This window comes from Nocardia sp. NPDC050710 (assembly GCF_040654375.1).
In the GTDB taxonomy this organism is placed as follows: domain Bacteria; phylum Actinomycetota; class Actinomycetes; order Mycobacteriales; family Mycobacteriaceae; genus Nocardia.
This window is the reverse complement of record NZ_JBFAHV010000028.1, coordinates 30,162-51,807: the sequence shown is the minus strand read 5'-3', so window position 1 is coordinate 51,807 and position 21,646 is coordinate 30,162. Positions and strand designations below refer to the sequence as shown.

Below are 21,646 nucleotides of genomic sequence, written 5' to 3'. Positions count from 1 at the left end.
GTTCAGCCCCCCTGCAGACCGGCGTCCAGCACTGCACGGGCGATGGGCGCGGCCACCGACCCGCCGGTCGCCGCCAGCGCCCGGTCGCCGCCGTTCTCCACGATCACCGCGATGGCGATCTTCGGATTCTGGGCGGGGGCGAAGGCGATGTACCAGGCGTGCGGTGGGGTGGTGCGCGGATTCGCGCCGTGCTCGGCGGTACCGGTCTTGGACGCGATGGTATAGCGGGACTTGCCTCCTCCGGCGGTGTTCTGCTCGGAGGCGATCATCATATTCGTCAGCGTCGATGCTACGTCGGCGCTGACGGCTTGGCCGACCGAAACGGGCTTGGTCTTGGAGAGCTCGCTCAGATCAGGTCCCTGTAGTTGGTCGACGAGATACGGCTCCATCCGGACGCCGCCGTTGGCGATCGTGGCCGCGATGACCGCGTTGTCCAGCGGGGTGAGGGCCACATCGCGCTGGCCGATGCTGCTCTGGCCGAGCGCGGCGTTATCGGAGATGGTGCCGACCGTACTCTCCGCCACCGGGATGGGAATACCGCGGTGCGGTCCAATGCCGAATGCGGCGGCCTCGTCCTTGAGATTCGCGGCGCCGACCCGGAGCCCGAGCTCGACGAATGCGGTGTTGCACGAGAACTTGAAGGCGTCGAACAGCGAGGCGGTCGGGCCGGAACCGCAGGTGGAGCCGTTGTAGTTCTCCAGGGTGGTGGTGGTGTCGGGCAGCGTGATGTTCGGCGCGGCGGTGAACTGGTCCTCCGGTGTCGCGACCCGATTGGCCAGCGCCGCGGCGGTGACCACCACCTTGAAGGTGGAGCCCGGCGGATAGGTCATCGAGACGGCGCGGTTGAGCATCGGCTTGTCCGGATCGCTGTTGAGGGTCTCCCACGCCTGGGTGGTCGCGGCGGCGTCGTGCCCGGTCAGCTGGTTCGGGTCGTAGCTCGGCGCCGAGACCATGGTGAGGATCTTGCCGGTGCTCGGCTCGATCGCCACCACGGATCCGGTGAAGCCCTTGGCGGTCAGCTGTTCGTAGGCGACCTGCTGCATCACCGGATTCAGGGTGGTCAGCACATTGCCGCCGCGCGGATCGCGGCCGGAGATCATATCGACCAGCCGCCGCCCGAACAGCTGACTGTCCGAGCCGTTGAGCACCGAATCCGCGGCGCGCTCCAGGCCGGTGCTGCCGTACTGGATCGAATAGAAGCCGGTGGCCGGTGCGTAGGCCTCGGGATCGGTCGGGTAGGTGCGCAGGTACTTGTAGCGGTCGTCGGTCGCGACCGAACTGGCCAGCACCGTGCCGCCCGCCGAGATCTGCCCGCGCTGGCGCGCGTACTCATCGAGCAGCACCCGCGAGTTGCGCGGGTCGGTGCGATAGTCGTCGGCCTTGATCACCTGTACGTAGGTGGCGTTGAGCAGGAGCGCGACGATCATCAGCATCACCGCCACCGCGACCCGGCGTAGTGGAGTGTTCATTCCTGCGGCCTCGTCTCCGAGCGACGCAACAGCTCAGTCGGGGCATCGGCAATGGGGGCCGGGTCTTTCTTGCGAACCGGGGCCGGGGCGCGGGCGGCGTCGGAGACCTTGATCAGCAACGCGAGCAGCGCGTAGTTGGCCAGCAGCGAGGAGCCGCCGTAGGACATGAAGGGGGTGGTCAGACCGGTCAGCGGGATCAGTTTGGTGACACCGCCGACGACGACGAAGAGCTGGATCGCGATGGTGAACGAAAGGCCGGCGGCGAGCAGCTTGCCGAAGCTGTCGCGCACGGCCAGCGCGGTGCGCAGCCCGCGCATCACGAAGACCAGGAACAGGATCAGCACCGCGGTCAGCCCGATCAGGCCGAGTTCCTCGCCGATGGTGGTGATGATGAAGTCGGTCTTGGCGAAGGGCACCTGGTTCGGTCGTCCGCTGCCGAGCCCGGTGCCCGCCAGCCCGCCGGTGGCGAGTCCGAACAGCGACTGCGAGATCTGGTAGCCGGTGTTGTTGTAATCCGCGAACGGGTCGAGCCAGGTGTCGGTACGCACCCGGACGTGGGAGAACGAGTTGTACGCGAAGATGAAGCCGATCGCGAGCAGTCCGCCGCCGATGATCAGCCAACCGACCCGCTCGGTCGCGATGTAGAGCATCACCAGCACCGTGCTGAAGATCAGCAGCGATGTGCCGAGATCCTTTTCGAAGACCAGCACCACAATGCAGACGACCCAGACCGCCAGGATCGGACCGAGGTCGCGGGCGCGCGGGAATTCCATGCCGAGCATATGCCTGCCCGCGGTGGTGAACAGATCGCGCTTGGCCACCAGCACCGATGCGAAGAAGATGATGAGCAGGATCTTGGCGAACTCGCCCGGCTGAACACTGAACCCGGGCAACCGGATCCAGATCTTCGAGCCGTTGGTCTCCGAGAACCGGTCCGGCAGCAATGCCGGAATCATCAGCGCGACAAGGCCGATCAGGCCTAATGTGTAGCTGTAGCGGGCCAGCGTGCGATAGTCGCGCAGCACGATCAGCACCGTGATGAAGACGACCATCCCCAGGCCGGTCCACATGATCTGCTGATTCGCGTCGGGGGAGGGGATCGACACCGAATTGAACTCGGCGTTCTGCGCGGCGCCGAGATCGAGCCGATGGATCAGCACCAGGCCGAGCCCGTTGAGGATGGCCACGATCGGTAGGAGAAGCGGATCGGCGAAGGGTGCGAAACGGCGCACCGCCAGATGTGCGATCCCGAAGAGGGCGAGGAAGGCGAAGCCGTACTTGGCGATATCCGAGGTGATCGACTGTTCCTGGCTGGCCTCGACAAGGAACAGGGAAACGGTCGTGATCAGTGCCGCGAAGGCCAGCAGGAGCAATTCGGCATTGCGTCTGGTGGACGGTGGCGGCGCGGGAGCGAATCCGCCCGGGGGACTGGGAAAGGCCCCAGCGGACGGCGGTGCCGGTGCGGACATCAGTCCGTCACCCGGCAGTTCTCCCCCGCGATCTGGGGGTTCGGCGACGCGGTCGACGTCGGCGCGGTGGGCTCCACCTTCGTCGGTGTCTTGACGTCGGTTCCCCTGTTGTCACCCGGAATCGGCTCGCTCGGCGGTGCGGGCGGCGGCGTTGTGGTCGGAGCCTCGGAAGCCGCGGGCTGCTGCCCCGGTTCGTTCGGCACCACTCCCGGCTGCGAACCCGGCTGTGTCGGCTGCGCCGGCTGTTCCTTCTGCGGACACACCGGCAGCAGTTCCTGCTTGGCGAGCAGCCGCATCTGATCCTCGGCCTTGCCGAGCGCGCCCGGCGGTAACGCCTTGACGACCTGATCGCGTCCCGTCTGCTTGAGATCGTTGACCCGCAGCATCTTGCACGAGGACGGCAACTGGGTTCCGGCCTTGAGAATGGTGAGCTCACCGGACTTGTTGACGCAGCCGATGGTGTCGACCTCGTGGATCGAATACCCGAGGATCGACCCCGGCAGCCCACGCAGAATCACGACCTGGCCGTTGTCCGCGCCGACGTAATAGTTGTTGCGGATCATCTTGTAGCCGACCAGCAGTCCGACGCCGACGGCGAGTACCAGCGCCACCGCGAGCAGGATCCACCGCAACTTATGCGATTTGCTCGGCGGGGGAGGCTCCGGTGCGGCGGCCCGGCGCGGCGGTGCGGCCCGCGGCGGGCGCATGGCGGCGGCCCGGCCCGCGGCGGTATTCGGCGGCGGGGTGTCCTCATCCTGACCGGAGGCGGCGCCCGCCACGATCGGGTGGCTCTGTCCGTAATCCAGATCGATGACGTCGGCCACCACTACGGTGACGTTGTCGGGTCCACCGCTGCGCAAGGCGAGCTCGATGAGCCGGTCGGCGCATTCGTCGGTGGTGCCCTCACGCATGGTGTTGGCGATGGTCTCGTCGCTGACCACATCGGACAGACCGTCGGAGCACAGCAGGTAGCGGTCGCCCGCCCTGGCCTCGCGCATGATGAGCGTCGGCTCGATCTCGTTGCCGGTGAGGGCCCGCATGATCAGCGAACGCTGCGGATGGGTGTGCGCCTGCTCGGGTGTGATCCGCCCCTCGTCGACCAGCGACTGCACAAAGGTGTCGTCCCTGGTGATCTGCGCGAGCTCACCGCCGCGCAGCAGGTAGGCGCGTGAATCGCCGATGTGCACGAGGCCGAGTTTCTTGCCCGCGAACAGGAAGGCGGTGAGCGTGGTGCCCATGCCGTCGAGTTCGGGCTCCTCCTCGACCTGATCGGCGATGGCGGCATTGCCCTCCCGGGTGGCCGCGTCGAGTTTGCCGAGAAGATCGTCGCCCGGTTCGTCGTCGTCGAGATGCGCCAGCGCGGCGATCATCAACTGGGACGCCACCTCGCCGGCGGCGTGGCCGCCCATGCCGTCGGCCAGTGCGAGCAGTCGCGCACCCGCGTAGACGGAATCCTCGTTATTGCCTCGGACGAGACCGCGGTCGCTGCGCGCTGCGTAGCGGAGAACAAGTGTCACGATCGCAGCTCGATCACTGTCTTGCCGACACGAACGGGAGTGCCGAGGGGAACACGGACGGCGGTGGTGACTTTCGCGCGATCGAGGTACGTGCCATTCGTCGACCCGAGGTCTTCGACGTACCAGTCGTCACCACGCGGGGAAAGTCGCGCATGTCTGGTGGAGGCGTAATCATCGGTGAGTACCAGCGTGGAATCGTCAGCCCGTCCGATCAGCACCGCTTGGGTGCCGAGCGAGATACGAGTGCCGGCGAGTGAACCTTGAGTCACCACAAGATATTTGGCGCCCTTCTGGCCTCGGCTGAAGGAAGGCAGCACCGCGGAACCGCGTGCGGCCCTGGGCTGGATCCGAACGCCGGATGCCGCGTAGATGTCGCTGCGCAAGGTCCGCATAACCGCCCATACGAACAGCCACAACAGCAATAGGAACCCCGCACGGGTCAGTTGCAGGATCAATCCCTGCACGGCGTTCCACCTCCTGTTCGACTGGATATACGTCGGTGCCGTAGGTGCGGTTCGACCCACCCCCACCGGCCTGCTGGTCTTGCCCGGCCCCGATGTGGCGCCGTGCGTGTTGGCAGCATCATAGGACCGTCAGTCGATTCCGATCACGATACGACCACAGAATCCCTGATTGCCATCATGACCGCGCCATGTTGTGACCTGCACCGCGAGCTTACGGGATCACACGATACGGATCAGGATCTCGGAATGCCCGGCGCGGATCACATCGCCGTCGGCGAGCTGCCAATCCTGCACCGGGGAGCCGTTGACCAGGGTGCCGTTGGTGGAGCCCAGATCCGAGAGCATCGCGGTCTGGCCGTCCCAGCGCACCTCGATGTGGCGGCGCGAAACACCGGTATCGGGCAGCCGGAAGTGCGCGTCCTGCCCGCGGCCGATGATGTTGCTGCCTTCCCGTAGCTGGTAAGTCCGGCCGCTGCCGTCGTCCAGTTGCAGGGTTGCCGAATAGCCCGAACCGGCCTGTGCGCCACCGGCATACGCGGCGGGGGCGGGTGCGGAATAGCCGGGCTGGGCCGCGCCGTAGCCTGGCTGTTGCGAGTAGGCCTGACCGTAGCCGCCCTGCTCCTCTTGGGCGTACCCGCCCTGATCGGGGTAGGGCTGCTCGCCGTAGCCGGGTTCGGCATAGCCCTGCTGGCCGTACCCCTGCTGCCCGTAGCCCTGCTGGCCGTAGCCGGGTTCGGCGTAACCCTGGTCACCGTAGCCGGGCTGCTGGCCGTAGCCTTGCTGGCCGTAGCCCTGCTCGCCGTAGCCGCCCGCCTGGCCGTAGCCCGGCTGCTGGCCGTAGCCCTGGTCCCCATAGCCTTGCTGACCGTAACCGCGATCGGCGTAACCGCCGCCCTGCTGGCCGTAGCCCGATTCCTGGTAGGCCTGCTGTCCGTAGCCGCCCTGGCCACCCTGCTGGTAGTCATAGCCGTTCTGGTAGTCGCCGTAACCCTGCTGCGAGTCCGGGGCCTGGTAGTCGGCGCCACCGGAATAGGGCGCAGCGCCACGGCCGTACTCATCGTGGTACGCACCGTTCTGCGGACCGGGCCGCCCCGCCGGCGGCGGTGCGTACCCGCGGTTGCGTGGATCGGACTCCGCGGGCTCACGGCTCGGGTCGTAGCCAGAGTTCTGCGTCATGGGGCCAGCTCCTGGTTGCGGGTTTGCAGGTCGTTGTGGCGGGGGTTCGGGGCTACGAGCAGATGATGCTCTACGGCCGACGTCGGGATCGACGCGGCCGCTCGTCCTGAACTGTCCGGTGTGCAGCGTAGGTGATGCCTCGAACGCTACGTGTACTTCGCCGTAGGTCTGCCACCCTTGATCGTGGATGAAGTCCTGGAGATGTTTGGCGAACGCCCGGGTCGTGAGGTCGTGGTCGGCGTCGAGCTGTTCGCGATCCGAAGAGTTGATAGTGATCACATAACTGTTCGGCGCGAGCAGATGGCCGCCGCCCAGATCCTGGATGTGATCGGTGGCCTCACGCTGCAGCGCCGCCTCCACCTCCCGGGGAACGACACTGCCGCCGAAGGCCCGAGCGAACACGTCGTCGACGGTGCCTCGAAGACGACGCTCGAACCGTGAAACGATGCCCATCTCGGCCTCCCTTCGGTGAGCGTTGTCTCGAGCCTCTACTCAATTCATAACAACGACACGCGCATATGGCGTGTCGTGTATCGACCACGTTCATTGCATGATATCCACGATCGTCCACACCTGTAACTCCTGGAAACCCCAGGAGGTTCCCCGTGTCGCCAGGAGGCATCACAGGCCCCATCGGACGGCCGGTCAGGGGCCGATTTCGTATCCGGAGCCACCCCGTGATACGGTCTTCGAGTCGCTCGGGCGAGTGGCGGAATGGCAGACGCGCTGGCTTCAGGTGCCAGTGTCCTTCGGGACGTGGGGGTTCAAGTCCCCCTTCGCCCACTTATAGACAAGAGGCCCGTACTTGCATGAGTACGGGCCTCTTGTCGTTCGACGTGTCTCGTACGCCGGGTGAGCGCAGCCCCTCTCCCCGCCGGACGGCCGCGCTCCGGCCGTACTTCCGGCTCCGGGTGGGCCGGAAGTTCAGGCGGTGAGGGCGGGCAGGGAGGGTGTGCTTTCTCGATGGTCGCGGTCGAGGATGCGGGCGTAGAGGCGGATGACGACATCGACCAGGTCGGTGCCGAGGTCGGCGGCGCGGAGGGCAGCCAGCTCCATGGCCAGGGTGGCGTCGGTGAGGTCGGGGTCACTGAGGATTTCGTCGAGCACCATTCCGCTCACGGCCTGTTCGCGGGTGAGGGTGGTGGTCGGCAGCCAGCTCAGGAACCAGCCGGTGCCTGGGATATGACGGGCGGTCTCGGGGGTGACGTCGCTGGTAATGAATAGGTCGGTTATCTCGAGTGCCATGGGTGCGCTCTATTCATTTGGGTTTTTAGTTGACGATTGATCGGGGCGGCGCCGCCGTCGCGCGTGCGAACGACACGGTGCTCGAAGGGCTTTCGGTGGTATCGGCGGACGTGGCCGCCGGCGGGTGCGGCGACCGGGGCCGGCGAGGTATCCGTATCCGGCACCTCCTCGGTCTCTCGGAGCCCCACGAGTCCGGCCGGTGCCGAGCGGCGCCTCGAACTCGGAATGTGTTGGGGCTGTTGAGAATAATGCTAAGGATCGCCACTTTGCGCTGTCAACTAAGCCGTGCTGCTATTTGATGATACTGAGTGGCATGATCGCTTCGATAAAGGCGATGTGCTTATGTAATAGCGCTGAAGTGTCCGAATTCGGCGTGGCGAAGCAACTTTGGAGCCCGCGAATGATTGAGCTGGGCGTATTTGATTGCGCAACGGCATGCTTCATATCCCGGCTGTCGCGGCGTCGAATGGGCACGCCGAATTCGGCGACGACGCAATTGCCACACTGTGATTAGAATGTCGCACCGTGACACTCGATCATCACTCGGGATCCGGAGACCGGGTGGGAGGCGCAGGATGGCTCGCATAGTCTCGGAGGGCGAACCGATCGGTGACCTGGTCCGCCGCCTCCGTGTCGAACGCGGATATACCCAGGCCACTCTCGCGGCGAAGGCGGGTTGTTCGCGCAGCCTGGTCCAGCAGATAGAGAACGGCACCCGTGTTCCACCCCTGCCGCTGCGGGAACGGTTGAGTTTGGCTCTGGGCGAAGAACTTCCGGTGGCGAGCGGCGCCGAGCCCGGGGCCGAAGCCGGTGCCTATACCGACCTGCGAATGCGATTCAACGTGCTGCTCGGCAAGGACCCCGACGTCATCGAGCGCGCACTCGGCATCGCGCAGAGCCTCATCGATGCGTCGGGCGCCCGGGAGGAGATCGAGCCGCTGCGCCTGATCGCCGACCGGCAATTGGATCGCGCCGAGGAGATCCTGGCGCAGATCCCGTCGCGCAGTGCGACGGTGTGGGAGTGGAATACCGTCAGCGACTGGCTGACGATTCTGGAGCAGGCGACTACCTCGGTACGCGCCATTCACACCGCCGACCTGGGCACCATCGGAGGCGATGTCGGCGACGACTACCACGCGGCGATCCTGCAACTCGCCGACAAGTCCCAGCCGCCGCCGATCGATGTGCGCCGGATGTATGTGCTGGACAATATCGCCGATGTCTGGCCGTACGACGAGAAGCTCTGGCGGCAGGCCAGGGCAGGGGTGGAAAGCGTGCTCGTCAAACGCGAACACGCCCGCAACGCGCAGAGCATGCTGGTGGTCGACGAACGCTACGTCGCGGTCGGTGAATACGACTATTCGCGTCAGGCCCGGGTCGCCACCCGGTTCTCCGTGCTGAAACACGATGTCGGGTTCGCGGTCCGTCGCTTCGAAAAACTCTACGAACTGCGCCGCGCGGGATCGGCGATCGTCGTCGACGATATCGTCGCCGCGCCGCCGCTCGCCGACTTCACCCACCTCAACGAGGGCAACTGCCGCAGCCTGTTCCGTGCCGCGCTGGAGCGGAACTGGCACCGGATGCCCGCGCCGGGGGAGTCGCCGGTGCGGGACGAGAAGTCGTGAGCCACGGCTTCCCCCAAGCCGATTCGCTCGATCTCGCGGCCGTGGTGAACCGCTCCGAGCTTCGGAAACGAGAAGTACGCGAGCAACTGGGGCCGGACCCGACGTTCGCGGGTACCGCGGGCCGGAGCTACCCGGGTTTCCTCGATGCCTATCACGGCGAGACCGGCGTGCCGATCGCCGCGGCCGCGGCCGACGCGCTCGACATCGCGTGGAAGGAGGTCGTGTACTCCGCCATACCCCCCGGGTACGGCAATCGGGAGTACGACAAGCGCCAACCGCCTTTGCTACAGAAACTGGCGGCCGCCGAACTCTTCGAGCGTCTGTCACATCCGATCGATGGCGAGCCCGGCGTTCGGGTCGGGCCCGAGGATGTCATCGTCTGTCCCTACTCGAGCACCATGCTGCTCGAAGAGGCGATCGCCACCCTGGCCGCCGACTGCCCCGGCGGGGCGATCGTATGTCCGGAGGGCTTCTATAAAAGCGCGCCCGTGCATATCCGCAAGTCCGGTTTGCGGATCGCGTTGTGTCCGGCGCTGCCGGACGATTCGTTCAAACTCGATCCGGCGGCGCTGGCCGAACTGCTCGCCGAGCTCGCGCGTGCGGGTGAGCTCGCCGGTGTGCTGCTCACCCTGCCGGGGAATCCTGTTGTCTGCGCCTACTCCACGGACGAGTTGAGGGAGATCGGCCGGATCCTGCTCGATAGCGGTGTCCGTGTCATCTGCGATATGGCATTCGACCGGCTGGTGCGCGACCACATCCCGCTCGCCGCGCTGCGGGTGCGGACCGGGCGCGGTGTGGAGTCGCTGTTCGATCGGGTACTGACCATCACCGGGAACTCGAAGGGCTACAACGCTTCCGGGCCCTTCAAGATCGGCGCGGCATGCTCGGGCGATACCGCCTGGCTGAATCGGATCCGGGCCCGGCTCACCATCGCGTTCCAGCGCGAGACCATCCATCTCGCCGGTGCGATCATCGAGCACACACCGGATCAGTATTTCGACGCCAACCTCGATGTCATGCTGAAGCAGCAGGCCCGCGCGGGCGCGCATATCGCCGCCATCAACGGTCGCGACGATATCGCCCGGCGATTCGGCGCCGATGTGTTGCGGCGGTCGGGCAGTCCGCAGGGCATGTTCCTCACGGTGATCTTCGATCGGGCGGTATCGGCGGCGGCCGGGATCGACAACACGCTACAGCTGGAGGATCTGCTGCTCGCGGTCGCCGGAATCGACAGTGTGGCATTGCTACGGACCGGTTCGGAACGGATCGGGGTGCGGCTCAATGTGCTCGCACCGCGCAACCCGGTCGGCCATCCGGCAATCGGAGACGGTGTTGCATCCGCACGGGACGACGCGGTGCTATTGGCCGAACTGTTCGATCGGCTGGAACAACTGATCCGCGATATCGGCGTCGGGCTCACCTACCGGGGTGCGCTCGCCGACCGCGGCCTCGCGCCGCTGCCCGGCCTCGCGGAACTCGGGGTGGGGCAGTGATCGCCGGGGTCCTGCGTGAGACCGCGTCCCGGGAGCAACGGGTCGCGCTCACCCCGGCCGATGCGGCGCGCCTGCTGACCGCGGGCATCCGGGTGGTCGTCGAGCGGGAGGCGGGGCGGTACGCCGGTTTCTCGGACGCGGACTATCACGCGGCGGGGGCGGTGATCGCCGCTGGCCGCTCGGAGGTTTTCGAAGGCTGCGACCTCGTCGCCTGGGTGAAACCGCCTGCCTTCGCATTGGATTCGATGCCGTTGCGCGCGGGTATGGTCCTGCTCGGATTCCAGGACCCGCTGCATCGACGGGCGGAGATCGCGGAGCTGCGTGCGCGCGGTATCGAATCCGTCGCATTCGAACACGTCCGGCGCGATCCGGGCAGCACCGATATCGACGCGCTCTCCGCCATGAGCCGCATCGCGGGCGGCATCGCGTATCGGGAAGGGCGCGCGTTACTGCCGCAGGACAGAACGGCACGCCCGATCCAGGCCATGGTGCTCGGCTGCGGTGAAGCGGGGCTGGCCGCTCTCGGTGCCGCCGGCACCTTCGGCGATAGGAAACCGATCGCGATCGGCAACCGCCGCGAGCACGAAGCGGCCGCCATTCGGTTCGGCGCCGGTTATTTCGTGCTGAACCCGGAGGGTGACCGGACCCTGGTCCTGGATCGGATCGCCGCGGCGTCGCCCGATCTCATCATCTGCACCGCCGTGCATCGCGGTGCGCAGGCGCCGCTATTGCTCGACGATGCGGCCCTCGACGCACTGGCGACCGGCGCGGTGGTCGTCGACCTGGTCGCCAAGGCGGGCGGCAATTGCAGTGCGGTACTACCCGACGCCACCGTCCAGCGCAATGGTGTCACCATTACGCACCGCTCGAATTACCCGTCCGACCAACCGCATTCGGCCAGTCGCGCCTTCGGCGCCGCTACCGCCGCCATGATCCGCCGCATCGTCGGCGACGCGTCCACCCGCGGCTGACGGCGAGTCGCACGTCGAGCCGGAAGGGCGTCCGGCACACCGGATTCAGCGGGGCGTGGCCGTCGAGAAGGGTCTCATCGCACGGCGGCGGCGGTGTCGGGGCTGGTCAGGACGCATCGGGTGCGCTCGTAGATGGTGGGCATGCAGAGGTTGCAATGGGTGCACGGCGAGGTCCGGACGGCGTCGGCGGTGAGCTGGTTGATCAGCTGCGGGTCGTAGAGCAGCGCCCGTGCCATGGCCACGAATTCGAAGCCGTTCATCATGGCGGTGTCGATGGCGGCGCGCGAGGCGATGCCGCCGAGCAGGATCAGCGGCATATCGAGTTCGGCGCGGAAACGCAGCGCGTCCTCCAGTAGGTAGGCGTCGTGGTAGGGGTAGGTGCGCAGGAATTTGCGGCCGATCATCCGAATGCCGAGACGTTGGAGCGGCGGGAACTGGGCGGCGAATTCGCGCAGCGGAACGTCGCCGCGGAACAGGTACATGGGGTTGAGCAGTGAGCTGCCGACGGTGAGTTCGAGCGCGTCGAGGTTGCCGTCCTCGGCGAGCCAGCGGGCCACCGCCAGGCTTTCCTCGCCGCGGAAGCCACCGCGGACGCCGTCGTCCATATTGAATTTCGCGAGCACCGCGATGGAGTCGCCGACCTCACGCCGCACCGCGTCGGCGGTCTGGCGGGCGAGCCTGGCGCGATTCTCCAGGCTGCCGCCGTAGCCGTCGGAACGCTTGTTCAGCAGCGGGCTGAGGAAGGAACTGATCAGGTAGTTGTGGCCGAAATGCAGTTCCACGGCGTCGAATCCGGCCTGGACCGCGAGCCGGGCGGCGGTGGCGTGTGCGTCGATGACGCGGCGCAGATCGGCTTCGGTGGCCGCGCGGGTAATGCGCATACCGAGCGGATTGAACTGCCGCCCCGGTGCCAGCGCGGGCACTCGGTTGGAGGCCGCGTTCGCGACCGGACCGGCGTGGCCGAGTTGCGCGGAGACGGCGCCGCCCGCGGTATGCACCGCATCGGTGAGTCGCTGTAGTCCGGGCAGCGCGTCGGGGCGCATCCAGATCTGGTGCCGGTCGGTGCGGCCCTCGGGGGCGACCGCGCAGTAGGCGACCGTGGTCAGCGCCGCGCCGCCTTCGGCGACTCCGCGGTGGAAGTCGATGAGTTCGTCGGTGACCAGCGCGTCGGGGGTGCGGCCCTCGAAGGTGGCCGCCTTGATGATCCGATTGCGCAACTGCACCGGCCCCAGCATGGCGGGGCGGAACGGGTCTGGAGTGTCCTGCGACATGAGGCCACACTAGAACGTGTTTCAGACAGGCGATGGGAAATTGCCGTCTGGAAACGGTTGATTCTCTGTGAGAACCTGTTCTACTTTTGGGCATGCGCAGATATGAGGGCCGCCGAGTATTGGTCACCGGAGCGGGATCGGGCATCGGACAGGGCATCGCCCTGCGACTACTCGACGAGGGGGCGCAGCTGGTCGCCGCCGATATCGACGCCCCGGGCCTGGCGGCCACCGCCGATAAGGTCGGTGACGCGGCCGAACGGCTGCGCACGGTCGAGGTGAATATCGCCGATCCGGCCTCGGTCGCCGCCGCGACCGCCGAGTCTCTGGAATTCCTCGGCGGCCTGGATGTCCTCGTGAACGCGGCGGGCATCCTGCGGCCGGGGCGCACCCACGAGATGCCGCTCGAGGTCTGGAACCAGGTGATCACGGTGAATCTGACCGGCACCTTCCTGATGACACAGAGCGCACTGCCCGCACTGGTGGATTCCGGGCACGGCGTCGTGGTGAACCTGTCCTCGACGGCGGCGTTCAGCGCCGCGCCCTATCTCGCGGCCTACGCGGCGTCGAAGGGCGGGGTGAATGCCTTCACCCACGCGATCGCGCTCGAATACGCCAAGCAGGGCTTGCGCGCGGTCAATATCGTGCCCGCGGGGATCACCAGCGGCATTACCACCAAGTCGATCCTGGACCAGCCGGAAGGCGTCGACTACAGCCTGTTCTCCCGGCTCACCGGCTGGTTGAACGACGGCGCGCTCGGTAGCCCGGAGGACATCGCGGGCGTGGTCGCCATGGTCGCCTCGGACGACGGCCGCTATATGACCGGCACCGAGATCCGGATCGACGGCGGCGCCCTGATGTAGTTACGCCGGTCGGGCGATCAACAGATGGTGCGGGATCGGTGGATTCGCGAGCTGCCGGTGTTCGACGGTGCACCCCGCGCGCTCGAGCGCGGCAATCACCTCGGGCACCGGCCGCAGGGTGAATCCGTAAGCGGTGAAAGGCATTTTCGCCATCGCGTCCGGATCACCGATGCCGATCACCAACCGGCCGCCGGGCCGGACCACCCGGGCGAGTTCGGCGCAGGCGGCATCGAGCTCCGGTACGAAGTACACGGTATTGACGGTGATGGCCGCGTCCAGGCTGTCGTCGTCGAGCGGCAGTCCGGTGAGCGAGCCCTCGGCGAGTCGCAGCTGCCCGGAATCGATGTCGCGGGCGAAGCGGGAGCGGCCCCTGGCGAGCATATCCCGCGAAATCTCGATGCCGTGCACGGTGCCCGCATCACCTGCCAGCAGCAGCGCCAGTCCGGCGCCACCACCGAAACCGATATCGGCGACATTCGCGCCCGGCGTGACCTCGGCGGCGTCTACCGCGCCCTCGATGGCTTGCTTATTGCCTCGATTGAGGATCAGCGCGACACCCTTGCCGAGCACGCCGTGCGGATTGCCGAGCTGACCCGCCAGTGTGGACAGCACGCGTGTCCGGAGACCGTTCATGGCGACCATGGTAGCCACCGCGAATTCGGCGCACCGTAGTTGTGAATATCGTTCCTGCCGTACCTGATCGAACGACGCACCACCGACCCGAAGGCCCCCGATGATTCGAAAGCCCCGGACCGCCCGGCCGCGCACCGCCACTCGATCGCTGGTGCTGATGGCAGCATGTGCCCTGGCCCTCGCATCCGCGGGATCGGCCGACGCGGCGCGATCGTGGGGCCCGCTGGCGCCGCCGAATCCCGCTCTCGGCCCGGTCGGCAGTTCGACCATGCACGGCGACGCCGGTTCATCGGACGCGACCCCACTGGCCGGACCGGGCGCGGGGCCGCGTGCGGTGTCCTCCTATCCGCTGGCGGCGGCCTGCCCGACGCTGCTACAGGGCGCGGACGGCCTGGTGGTGGCGTTGTGTACGGCGATCGCGGGCCAGGTCCCGACGGTGCACCTGCTCGACCCGGCCGCACCGGGCCCGCTCGGCCACTCGCTGGCCTTGCTGGAACTGGCCAAGGGCAGTCTGCTCGGCGGGGTGTACGCCTATCTGGACAATGCCGACCGGCTGGTGGCGGTGGACGGCGACCGTGCGCTCGTCCGCGTCACGCACCGCCGGGATGGGGGCGGCCGGTGGCGGCTGACGATCGAACACCGCACCGACCTGTCGGCGGCGATTCCGGTGGGCGACAACGTCACCGGACTGGTTCCCGATTGGGCGGGCAATGTCTGGTTCGCCACCGGCAATGGTGTGGTCGGCCTGGTGACGCCGGCGGGCGCGACCGCCACGCTGACGCTGCCCGCCGGTGAGCAGGTGGCCAACAGCATTTCATCGGCGCCGAGCGGACGCGTCGCCGTCGCGACGACACATGCGCTCTACGAATTCCGGGCCGACGTGTCGGGGCGACCCGAGCGGCTCTGGCGCGCGGCCTACGACCGCGGTCCGGCACGCAAGCCCGGTCAGCTCAGCTGGGGCACCGGTTCTACACCCACCTATTTCGGGCCGGGCAGCGGCGCGGAATTTCTGACCATCGTCGACAATGCCGCGGAGCCGGTCAAGGTGCTGGTATTCCGTTCCGGCAGTGGCGAATCGGTCTGCTCGCAATCGGTCCTCACCAAGGGCGGTGCGGGCAGCGAGAATTCGCCGATCGGCATCGGAGGCTCGGTATTCGTGGCGAGCACCTACGGCTACCCGTATCCGACGGTGCCGGAGGGTGCGGGTCCCGCGGTGCCGGCCACCGCGCCGTTCGTCGGTGGCATGACCCGGGTCGACGTGGATGACAGTGGCTGCCACACGGTCTGGGAGAATACGGTGCGCAGCGCCGCGGTACCGCATCTGTCCACCGCTGACGGCAATCTCTACACGGTGACCCGGGTCGGTCTGGATATCACCACTCCGCTGGACGGATATGCCTTCACCGTGGTGGATCCGGATACCGGTGAGGTGATATCGAATCTGCCGCTGCCTGGGACGATCGTGGCTGATCCGCTGCAGACCTCCGCGCTGATCGCCACCGGCCGCAGGGTGCTCCAGGGCACGATCACCGGGATTCTGCGCGTCGGCTGAATCCCGCTCGGAGCCTGTGGATATCAGGCGGTTTTCTGTGGATAACCCGATTCATGGGGACAGCCTCGGGTCAGGTTGTGGATAACTCGACGCACGACCATTGAAAGCCCTTGCGCCTCATCGGTTGTCCGCAGCGGCGTCCTGAAAGTCCGTTTCTTCGCGCGAAGATGCAGGTAGAACCGCTTTTTCGATTCGGGTGTGCGCACGGGGTGCGGTGTGGAAACCGCTGTGGATCCGCAGGATTCGGACATCCGGAGCGAGCGCGCCTCACCCTCATCCTCGCCTATAGGGTTATGCACAGGGCCTATGCATAGCTTCTGTGCACTACTGTGCGATCCACTCTTACCCGCCCGCATTCGGACCGGTGGCCAACCCGCGCTGCACCATGGCGAGCATGCGCCGGATCGCGCCTTCACGCTGTTCCTCGTCGAGGTCGGCCACCACACCCTCGATGATCAATGAGGCCATGCCGTGCACCGCGGACCAAGCGCCGAGCTCCGCATCCGGCCGATGCGCCGGATCGGTGTATCCGATGGCGACCAGCTCATCCAGTACATCGGACAGCAGGTCGAAGGCTGGGGAGCCCGAGGGGCCGGGATCGGTGGCCTTGGTGCCACAGAACGCGGTGCGGAACAGGCCGGGCTCGCGCGTTGCGAAGTTGATATAGCCCCGGCCCACCGCATTCAGCCGGGCGATCGCGTGCGCCTGCGGACCGAGGGTTTCCAATATCTCGGCCATCGCGCCGAACAGACTCTGCTGCGCCCGTTCCTGGGCGGCGCCGAGCAACTGCTCGTGGTTGGTGAAGTGCCGGTAGGCGGCGGTCGGCGTTACCCCGACCCGCCGCGCCGCCGCGCGCACGGTGACCGCGTCCGGACCGCCGGTTTCAGCCAGCTCGGCGGCCGCTCGCACCAGGGCATTGCGCAGGTCGCCGTGGTGATAGGGCCCTTCCCGCGTCGGCTTTCCGCTGGTCTCCGGCGGTTTCTCGGCTGCGGTTCCGGAATTCTTCATCACATCGATGTTGACACCCGAGCACATCCGGTGGCAAGTTAACACCCACAAAGTTTACGAGTGAAAACATTCGCCATCCGGAGGTCCCGCCATGTTCGAACAACTCGGCAGATTCGTAGTCCGCCGGGCACGCTGGCTTCTCATCGCCAGCGTGCTCGCGCTGATCGCGGGCGGCGCGCTCGGCGTGACCGCCTTCAGCAAGATGCAGGCGGGCGGGCAGGACGATCCGAACGCCGAATCCAGCGCCGCGACTACCCAATTGGCGGAGAAGTTCGGTGCGGACACCGACTATGTGTTCCTGATCCGGGCGAAGGACGGCAGCGTCGACGCGGAGGCCACCGCCGCCTTCGGCCGCGACTTCGCGCGTAAGCTCGCCGCCGACAGCAGACTCGCCAATGTGGTCTCGTACTGGGACACCGGATCCCCGGCGATGCGTTCCACCGACGGCACCGCCGCCGTGGTGCTCGCGGGCAACGCCGATACCGACCCGGCGAAACAGGATGCCCTGGCCGCGGAGATCGTCGACGCCTACCGCACCGACGGGACCGCGGCACAGGTCCAGATCGGTGGCAACGCCGCGACCTTCGGGGCCGTCACCGAGCAGATCGGCAAGGACCTCGGGCTCGCCGAGGGCATCGCGGTACCGCTGATCATGGTGCTGCTGGTGCTGGCCTTCGGGAATGTGGTCGCGGCCCTGCTGACCCTGGTGGTCGGCGGCATCGCTGTTCTCGGCACATTCGCCGAGCTGTCCGTCCTTGGCTCGGTCACCGACGTCTCGGTGTATGCGGTCAACCTGACCACCGCGCTCGGCCTCGGCCTGGCCGTCGACTACGGCCTGCTCATGCTGAGCCGTTTCCGGGAGCGACGCGCGGCGGGTGCGACACCGGACGAGTCGGTTGCCACCGCCGTATCGACGGCGGGCCGAACCATCGTGTTCAGCGCGGCGACCGTGATCGCGGCTCTCTCCTCGCTGATGATCTTCCCGCAGTACTTCCTGCGCTCCTTCGCCTACGCGGGTATCGGGGTCGTCGCCATCGCCGCGCTGGCCGCGGTGCTCACGCTGCCCGCGCTGATGGCGGTGCTCGGCGCTCGGGTCGACGCGTGGAAGGTGCCGGGCGTGCGCGGGATCCGCGGTGATTCGACGCCGTTCTGGGCCGGGGTGGCCGATTTCGCGATGCGCAGGCCCGCGCTGGCCGGGGTGCCGGTGGTCGTGGTGCTGCTACTGGCCGCGGCGCCGCTGCTGAATGTCCAGTTCGGCACCCCCGACGATCGGGTACTGCCGACCAGCACCGAGGTGCGCCGGGTGGGCGACGCGATGCGGACGGAATTCGGCGGCGGCGATGTGAACGCGCTGTCGGTGGTCACCACCTCGGGTGTGGCCGCGGGCCCGCTGGCCGACTACGCCAGCGCGCTCTCGCGTGTGGCGCATGTCACCCAGGTCGATTCCAGCGTGGGCACTTTCATCGGAGGCGAACAGCGGGCCACCTCGCCCGCCGATGCCCGATTCGCCCGGCCGGACGCGCAGCGGTTGACCGTGCTGACGGACCTGGACCGTGACTCCACGGCCGCCCGCGAGCTGGTCGATCGGGTGCGCGCGGTGCCGGCACCGACCGGTACCGGTGCGCTGGTCGGTGGTCAGGTCGCGGAACTGCGCGACAGTCTGGCCTCGATCGGCGATCGGTTGCCGATCGCGGTCGGGTGGATCGTATTGACCACCTTCGTCCTGCTGTTCCTGTTCACCGGCAGCATCGTGCAGCCGCTGCGGGCATTGCTGTCGAATGCGCTGAGCCTGGCCGCCACGCTGGGGCTGATGGTGTTCATCTTCCAGGACGGGCACCTGTCGGGACTGCTCGGATTCACCCCGGCGCCGCTGGACGTGTCGATGCTGCTGCTGCTGTTCTGCATCACCTTCGGACTCTCCATGGATTACGAGGTATTCGTAATCAGCCGGATCAAGGAATTGCACGACCGAGGAGCCTCGACCACGGTGGCCGTCACCGAGGGGCTGGCTCGCACCGGCCGCCTGGTCACCACGGCGGCGGCGCTGATCTCGATCAGCTTCCTCGCCTTCGTCACCAGTGATGTCCGGTTCATCCAGTTCTTCGGTCTGGGTGCGGGGTTGGCAATCTTGATCGACGCGACGCTGGTGCGCGGCGTGCTGGTGCCGGTGGCGATGCGGCTGCTCGGCCGGGCCGCGTGGTTCGCGCCACAGCCGCTGCGGCTGGTGCATGCCCGGCTCGGGCTCGCCGAGGCCTGATCGCGACGAAGGTCACAGTGTCCGGCCGGAATTCTGGTAATCCCGGCCGGGCCCGCGTTCCGGGTGCGCGCACCGGCGCCTATTCGCTTGTCGCGGTCGTTATTCGGACCGGTTCGGGGCGGTGCGAAGGGGCGGTGAGGCGAAGATCACAGGGCCGAACATGGTTGCGGTTATGGTGCTGACGGAGGCCCGGTCGAGTGGGTACGTGGCGGCAATTCTGCAACTGGTTATCTCCGATCTTGACCGAATGTGAGTATGTCCAGTGCGCATGTGACCGTGCTTAACTCTGGTTTATTACGCAGTAAACAAACCTGAAGTTGCTTTCTGTTCATACAATGTCCAGCTACCTCGATTAGTGGCCGAGAAGTCCCAGGTAGTCGGCCTGTGGAGGTTGCATACCGAGAGTTCCGAACGGTCGGTGGCAAATCGTTCGGCGCGTGATTGAACCGTTCGGTGCATCCCCGCGACGGATGTTCCGGACCGTTGATTCGAGGCTCCGGAATGCCCCGAAATCGGGTCCCGGAATGTCAGCCAAAAGTTAGCTGGAAGAGTGAAAAACCATCCACTCACCTGAGTTTGCTGGCGCGCTGCTTTATACGCTTGACACCGGCGAGGAGGGTTGCACGGGCATAACGATTGTGTACAGTTGACGGTAACGCTGGCCGCAGCTGAGCACGACTCGCTGCGGCCAGCGGAACTCAAATGGGGGAGCTCGATATCAATCCGTGACTCGGCGTTGCTGCCGATTGTCCGGAGTCCTTTCACGCACGGTGTGCTCGGCGTTATCTGCCCATACTCTTCCGATTCCCACGATCGCTACCGCGTCCTGCTCCAGCGCCGCCCGGCGGCCGACGCCGAACACGTAGAAGAGGAACAGCGCCTCCGCCGCGAATCCGATCGCGATGCGCAGCGGCGCGGGCAGCGGACTCGGAGTCACGAAACCCTCCAGCAGACCGGAGACGAACAGCACCGCCACCAGGCCGAGGGCGATGGTCGCGGTGGCCCGCCCCTGCCTGGCCACCGCCTCCAGCCTGCTCAGCCTGCCCGGGTCGACGAGCGTCCAGCCCAGCTTGATACCGGCGCCGCCCGCCACAAAAACCGCGGTCAGCTCCAGGGTTCCGTGCGGCAGGATGAAACCGAAGAACGAATCCAGCCGCCCCGCCTCCGCCATCAACCCGGCCGTGACCCCGACATTGAGCGCGTTCATGAACAGCAGGTACACCACGGGCAGGATCAACACCCCGGTGAACAGGGCGATCGCCGACACCCACGCGTTATTGGTCCACACCTGGGCGGCGAAGGCGTCGTTCGGATGCTCGGTGTAGTACGTCTCGAACTGGCCGCCCGGTGCGGTGAGATCACGGTTGTCGTTCGGAATACCGAAGAGGTCGCGGGCCGTTCCGGACCCGCGCACCCATTCCGCCAGTCCGGCCGAGACCGCGATGAACAGCCCCGCCACCGTCGCCCACCAGGGCCAGGCCCGGTACATCGCGGTGGGGAAGCGGTGCGTGAAGAAGCGCCCGACTTCCGCCCACGCGTCGGCCTTGGTGCTGAGCACCCGGCCGCGGGCGCGCGTCAACAATGCGCTCAGCCCCGCGATCAGTTGCGGGTCCGGACTGTGCGATTGCAGCCGGGCCAGCTGCTGGGAGGTCCGGCGGTACAGCACGATCAGCTCATCGGCCTCGGCGCCGGTCAGCTTGCCTCGCTTGGCCAGATGATCCAGCCGCTCCCAGGACCGCCGGTGTGCCAAGCTGTAAGCGTCCACATCCATTCGGTTGCCTCCCTAACCGCCGGTCGAAAGAATGCTATCGACATGGCTGAATTCACCACCGGCGAAGCGGTCGCGCTCGAACTGCCGATCGCCCGGATTCCCACGCGGGCCACCGCATTCATCATCGACGTGCTTGCTCAGCTGGTGGTGCTGACCATCCTGCTGTTCGTGACCGAACTGGTGCTGCTGTCGGTGGACCCCGACGAGGCCTGGGTGGACGCGATCACCCTGGTGATCGTTATCGCGGTGCTGGTCGGCTACCCGGTGACCTGGGAGACGCTGACCCGTGGCCGCACCCTGGGCAAGCTCGCGCTCGGACTGCGGGTGGTGCGCGCCGACGGCGGACCCGTCGACTTCCGGCACGCGCTCACCCGTGGCCTGTCCGGCGCGATCGTCGACTTCTGGCTGCTCGGGAGTTTCGGCGCGGTCGCGGTCGTCACATCGATATGCTCGCCGAACGCCCGGCGCGTCGGCGATGTGCTCGCGGGCACCGTGGTCGTACACGCGCAGGCGTCGTTGCCGATACCCGCCCTGGTCGTGCCGCCGCCGTGGCTCGCGGGCTGGGTGACCCGGTTGGATCTCTCCGGCATACCCGAGGATCTGGCGCTCGCCGTCCGGCAGTACCTGACCCGCATCCGCACCCTGACGCCCGCCGCCCAGGCGGGGCTCGGCAACGCACTCGTCACGGCCGTCTGCGCGCGGCTGGGGGCGTCGCCGCCCAAGGGGTATCCGCCGGTGCAGGTGCTCGGCGCCATCGTCGCGGAACGCCAGCGGCGGGCACTGACGCCACCGGCGCCGGGTCTGGTTCGCACGGGCTGAACCGCGCGCGCGGGCACCGGCGGATCGCGGGTCCGCCGCGACCTCG

General features: G+C 67.1%; 17 protein-coding genes and 1 tRNA gene. 8 read left to right on the top strand and 10 right to left on the bottom strand.

What is annotated here, in order from left to right; genetic code table 11:
• Positions 1 to 2: 2 nt before the first annotated feature.
• From AB0H61_RS33360 to AB0H61_RS33340, 5 genes are all read right to left on the bottom strand, one after another.
• The gene (locus tag AB0H61_RS33360) at positions 3 to 1,469 is read right to left on the bottom strand and encodes a penicillin-binding protein 2 (protein ID WP_357311737.1); all 1,467 of its coding nucleotides are present in this window, start codon (positions 1,467 to 1,469) and stop codon (positions 3 to 5) included.
• Positions 1,466 to 2,938 (bottom strand): FtsW/RodA/SpoVE family cell cycle protein, encoded by a 1,473-nt coding sequence (locus AB0H61_RS33355; RefSeq protein WP_357311736.1) that lies wholly within the window; start codon positions 2,936 to 2,938, stop codon positions 1,466 to 1,468. Before AB0H61_RS33355 ends, AB0H61_RS33360 begins: the two co-directional genes overlap by 4 nt.
• Positions 2,938 to 4,455, bottom strand: a complete 1,518-nt coding sequence (locus AB0H61_RS33350) for a PP2C family serine/threonine-protein phosphatase (protein WP_357311735.1) — start codon at positions 4,453 to 4,455, stop codon at positions 2,938 to 2,940. The genes AB0H61_RS33355 and AB0H61_RS33350 overlap by 1 nt, the downstream gene beginning before the upstream one ends.
• Positions 4,452 to 4,919, bottom strand: coding sequence for an FHA domain-containing protein (locus tag AB0H61_RS33345; protein WP_357311734.1), 468 nt, complete (start codon positions 4,917 to 4,919; stop codon positions 4,452 to 4,454). The genes AB0H61_RS33350 and AB0H61_RS33345 overlap by 4 nt, the downstream gene beginning before the upstream one ends.
• Before the next feature lie 219 nt (positions 4,920 to 5,138).
• Positions 5,139 to 6,548 carry a DUF3662 and FHA domain-containing protein gene (locus AB0H61_RS33340; protein WP_357311733.1) on the bottom strand — a complete coding sequence of 470 codons (1,410 nt, stop codon included), beginning with the start codon at positions 6,546 to 6,548 and terminating at the stop codon, positions 5,139 to 5,141.
• A 247-nt stretch (positions 6,549 to 6,795) separates the two neighbouring features.
• On the opposite strand from AB0H61_RS33340, the gene AB0H61_RS33335 reads away from it, so the two are divergent.
• Positions 6,796 to 6,878: transfer RNA gene (locus AB0H61_RS33335), tRNA-Leu, on the top strand.
• A 141-nt stretch (positions 6,879 to 7,019) separates the two neighbouring features.
• Here the strand turns inward: AB0H61_RS33335 and AB0H61_RS33330 are convergent.
• Positions 7,020 to 7,340 (bottom strand): hypothetical protein, encoded by a 321-nt coding sequence (locus AB0H61_RS33330; RefSeq protein ID WP_357311732.1) that lies wholly within the window; start codon positions 7,338 to 7,340, stop codon positions 7,020 to 7,022.
• Positions 7,341 to 7,915: 575 nt separating this feature from the next.
• Between AB0H61_RS33330 and AB0H61_RS33325 the strand changes: the two genes are divergently transcribed.
• From AB0H61_RS33325 to AB0H61_RS33315, 3 genes are read left to right on the top strand one after another with little or no spacing between them, the layout of a single operon-like run.
• Positions 7,916 to 8,965 carry a helix-turn-helix domain-containing protein gene (locus AB0H61_RS33325; protein WP_357311731.1) on the top strand — a complete coding sequence of 350 codons (1,050 nt, stop codon included), beginning with the start codon at positions 7,916 to 7,918 and terminating at the stop codon, positions 8,963 to 8,965.
• The gene (locus tag AB0H61_RS33320) at positions 8,962 to 10,458 is read left to right on the top strand and encodes an aminotransferase class I/II-fold pyridoxal phosphate-dependent enzyme (protein WP_357311730.1); all 1,497 of its coding nucleotides are present in this window, start codon (positions 8,962 to 8,964) and stop codon (positions 10,456 to 10,458) included. Before AB0H61_RS33325 ends, AB0H61_RS33320 begins: the two co-directional genes overlap by 4 nt.
• Positions 10,455 to 11,429 carry a hypothetical protein gene (locus AB0H61_RS33315; protein WP_357311729.1) on the top strand — a complete coding sequence of 325 codons (975 nt, stop codon included), beginning with the start codon at positions 10,455 to 10,457 and terminating at the stop codon, positions 11,427 to 11,429. The genes AB0H61_RS33320 and AB0H61_RS33315 overlap by 4 nt, the downstream gene beginning before the upstream one ends.
• A 74-nt stretch (positions 11,430 to 11,503) precedes the next feature.
• On the opposite strand, the gene AB0H61_RS33310 is transcribed toward AB0H61_RS33315, so the two are convergent.
• Positions 11,504 to 12,700 carry an NADH:flavin oxidoreductase gene (locus AB0H61_RS33310; protein WP_357311728.1) on the bottom strand — a complete coding sequence of 399 codons (1,197 nt, stop codon included), beginning with the start codon at positions 12,698 to 12,700 and terminating at the stop codon, positions 11,504 to 11,506.
• Positions 12,701 to 12,792: 92 nt separating this feature from the next.
• Here AB0H61_RS33310 and AB0H61_RS33305 point away from each other — a divergent pair, with 92 nt between their 5' ends.
• Positions 12,793 to 13,560, top strand: a complete 768-nt coding sequence (locus AB0H61_RS33305) for an SDR family NAD(P)-dependent oxidoreductase (protein WP_357311727.1) — start codon at positions 12,793 to 12,795, stop codon at positions 13,558 to 13,560.
• On the opposite strand, the gene AB0H61_RS33300 is transcribed toward AB0H61_RS33305, so the two are convergent.
• Positions 13,561 to 14,193, bottom strand: a complete 633-nt coding sequence (locus AB0H61_RS33300) for a methyltransferase domain-containing protein (RefSeq protein ID WP_357311726.1) — start codon at positions 14,191 to 14,193, stop codon at positions 13,561 to 13,563.
• 157 nt (positions 14,194 to 14,350) lie between these two features.
• On the opposite strand from AB0H61_RS33300, the gene AB0H61_RS33295 reads away from it, so the two are divergent.
• Positions 14,351 to 15,745: a hypothetical protein gene (locus tag AB0H61_RS33295; RefSeq protein WP_357311778.1), complete on the top strand. Its 1,395-nt coding sequence runs from the start codon at positions 14,351 to 14,353 to the stop codon at positions 15,743 to 15,745.
• 342 nt (positions 15,746 to 16,087) lie between these two features.
• Here the strand turns inward: AB0H61_RS33295 and AB0H61_RS33290 are convergent, their stop codons facing one another.
• Positions 16,088 to 16,753, bottom strand: coding sequence for a TetR/AcrR family transcriptional regulator (locus tag AB0H61_RS33290; protein ID WP_357311725.1), 666 nt, complete (start codon positions 16,751 to 16,753; stop codon positions 16,088 to 16,090).
• A gap of 91 nt (positions 16,754 to 16,844) precedes the next feature.
• Between AB0H61_RS33290 and AB0H61_RS33285 the strand changes: the two genes are divergently transcribed.
• Positions 16,845 to 19,010, top strand: a complete 2,166-nt coding sequence (locus tag AB0H61_RS33285) for an MMPL family transporter (RefSeq protein ID WP_357311724.1) — start codon at positions 16,845 to 16,847, stop codon at positions 19,008 to 19,010.
• 718 nt (positions 19,011 to 19,728) lie between these two features.
• Here the strand turns inward: AB0H61_RS33285 and AB0H61_RS33280 are convergent.
• The gene (locus AB0H61_RS33280; protein ID WP_357311723.1) at positions 19,729 to 20,781 is read right to left on the bottom strand and encodes a stage II sporulation protein M; all 1,053 of its coding nucleotides are present in this window, start codon (positions 20,779 to 20,781) and stop codon (positions 19,729 to 19,731) included.
• Positions 20,782 to 20,823: 42 nt separating this feature from the next.
• Between AB0H61_RS33280 and AB0H61_RS33275 the strand changes: the two genes are divergently transcribed.
• Positions 20,824 to 21,600, top strand: a complete 777-nt coding sequence (locus AB0H61_RS33275) for an RDD family protein (RefSeq protein WP_357311722.1) — start codon at positions 20,824 to 20,826, stop codon at positions 21,598 to 21,600.
• The last annotated feature ends 46 nt before the right edge of the window (positions 21,601 to 21,646 follow it).

Coding starts and splice junctions, on each gene's coding strand:
- AB0H61_RS33360 (WP_357311737.1), bottom strand. CDS start 1,469: ATGAACACTCCACTACGCCGGGTCGCGGTGGCGGTGATGCTGATGATC.
- AB0H61_RS33355 (WP_357311736.1), bottom strand. CDS start 2,938: ATGTCCGCACCGGCACCGCCGTCCGCTGGGGCCTTTCCCAGTCCCCCG.
- AB0H61_RS33340 (WP_357311733.1), bottom strand. CDS start 6,548: ATGGGCATCGTTTCACGGTTCGAGCGTCGTCTTCGAGGCACCGTCGAC.
- AB0H61_RS33330 (WP_357311732.1), bottom strand. CDS start 7,340: ATGGCACTCGAGATAACCGACCTATTCATTACCAGCGACGTCACCCCC.
- AB0H61_RS33325 (WP_357311731.1), top strand. CDS start 7,916: ATGGCTCGCATAGTCTCGGAGGGCGAACCGATCGGTGACCTGGTCCGC.
- AB0H61_RS33310 (WP_357311728.1), bottom strand. CDS start 12,700: ATGTCGCAGGACACTCCAGACCCGTTCCGCCCCGCCATGCTGGGGCCG.
- AB0H61_RS33305 (WP_357311727.1), top strand. CDS start 12,793: ATGCGCAGATATGAGGGCCGCCGAGTATTGGTCACCGGAGCGGGATCG.
- AB0H61_RS33300 (WP_357311726.1), bottom strand. CDS start 14,193: ATGAACGGTCTCCGGACACGCGTGCTGTCCACACTGGCGGGTCAGCTC.
- AB0H61_RS33295 (WP_357311778.1), top strand. CDS start 14,351: ATGGCAGCATGTGCCCTGGCCCTCGCATCCGCGGGATCGGCCGACGCG.
- AB0H61_RS33290 (WP_357311725.1), bottom strand. CDS start 16,753: ATGAAGAATTCCGGAACCGCAGCCGAGAAACCGCCGGAGACCAGCGGA.
- AB0H61_RS33285 (WP_357311724.1), top strand. CDS start 16,845: ATGTTCGAACAACTCGGCAGATTCGTAGTCCGCCGGGCACGCTGGCTT.
- AB0H61_RS33280 (WP_357311723.1), bottom strand. CDS start 20,781: ATGGATGTGGACGCTTACAGCTTGGCACACCGGCGGTCCTGGGAGCGG.
- AB0H61_RS33275 (WP_357311722.1), top strand. CDS start 20,824: ATGGCTGAATTCACCACCGGCGAAGCGGTCGCGCTCGAACTGCCGATC.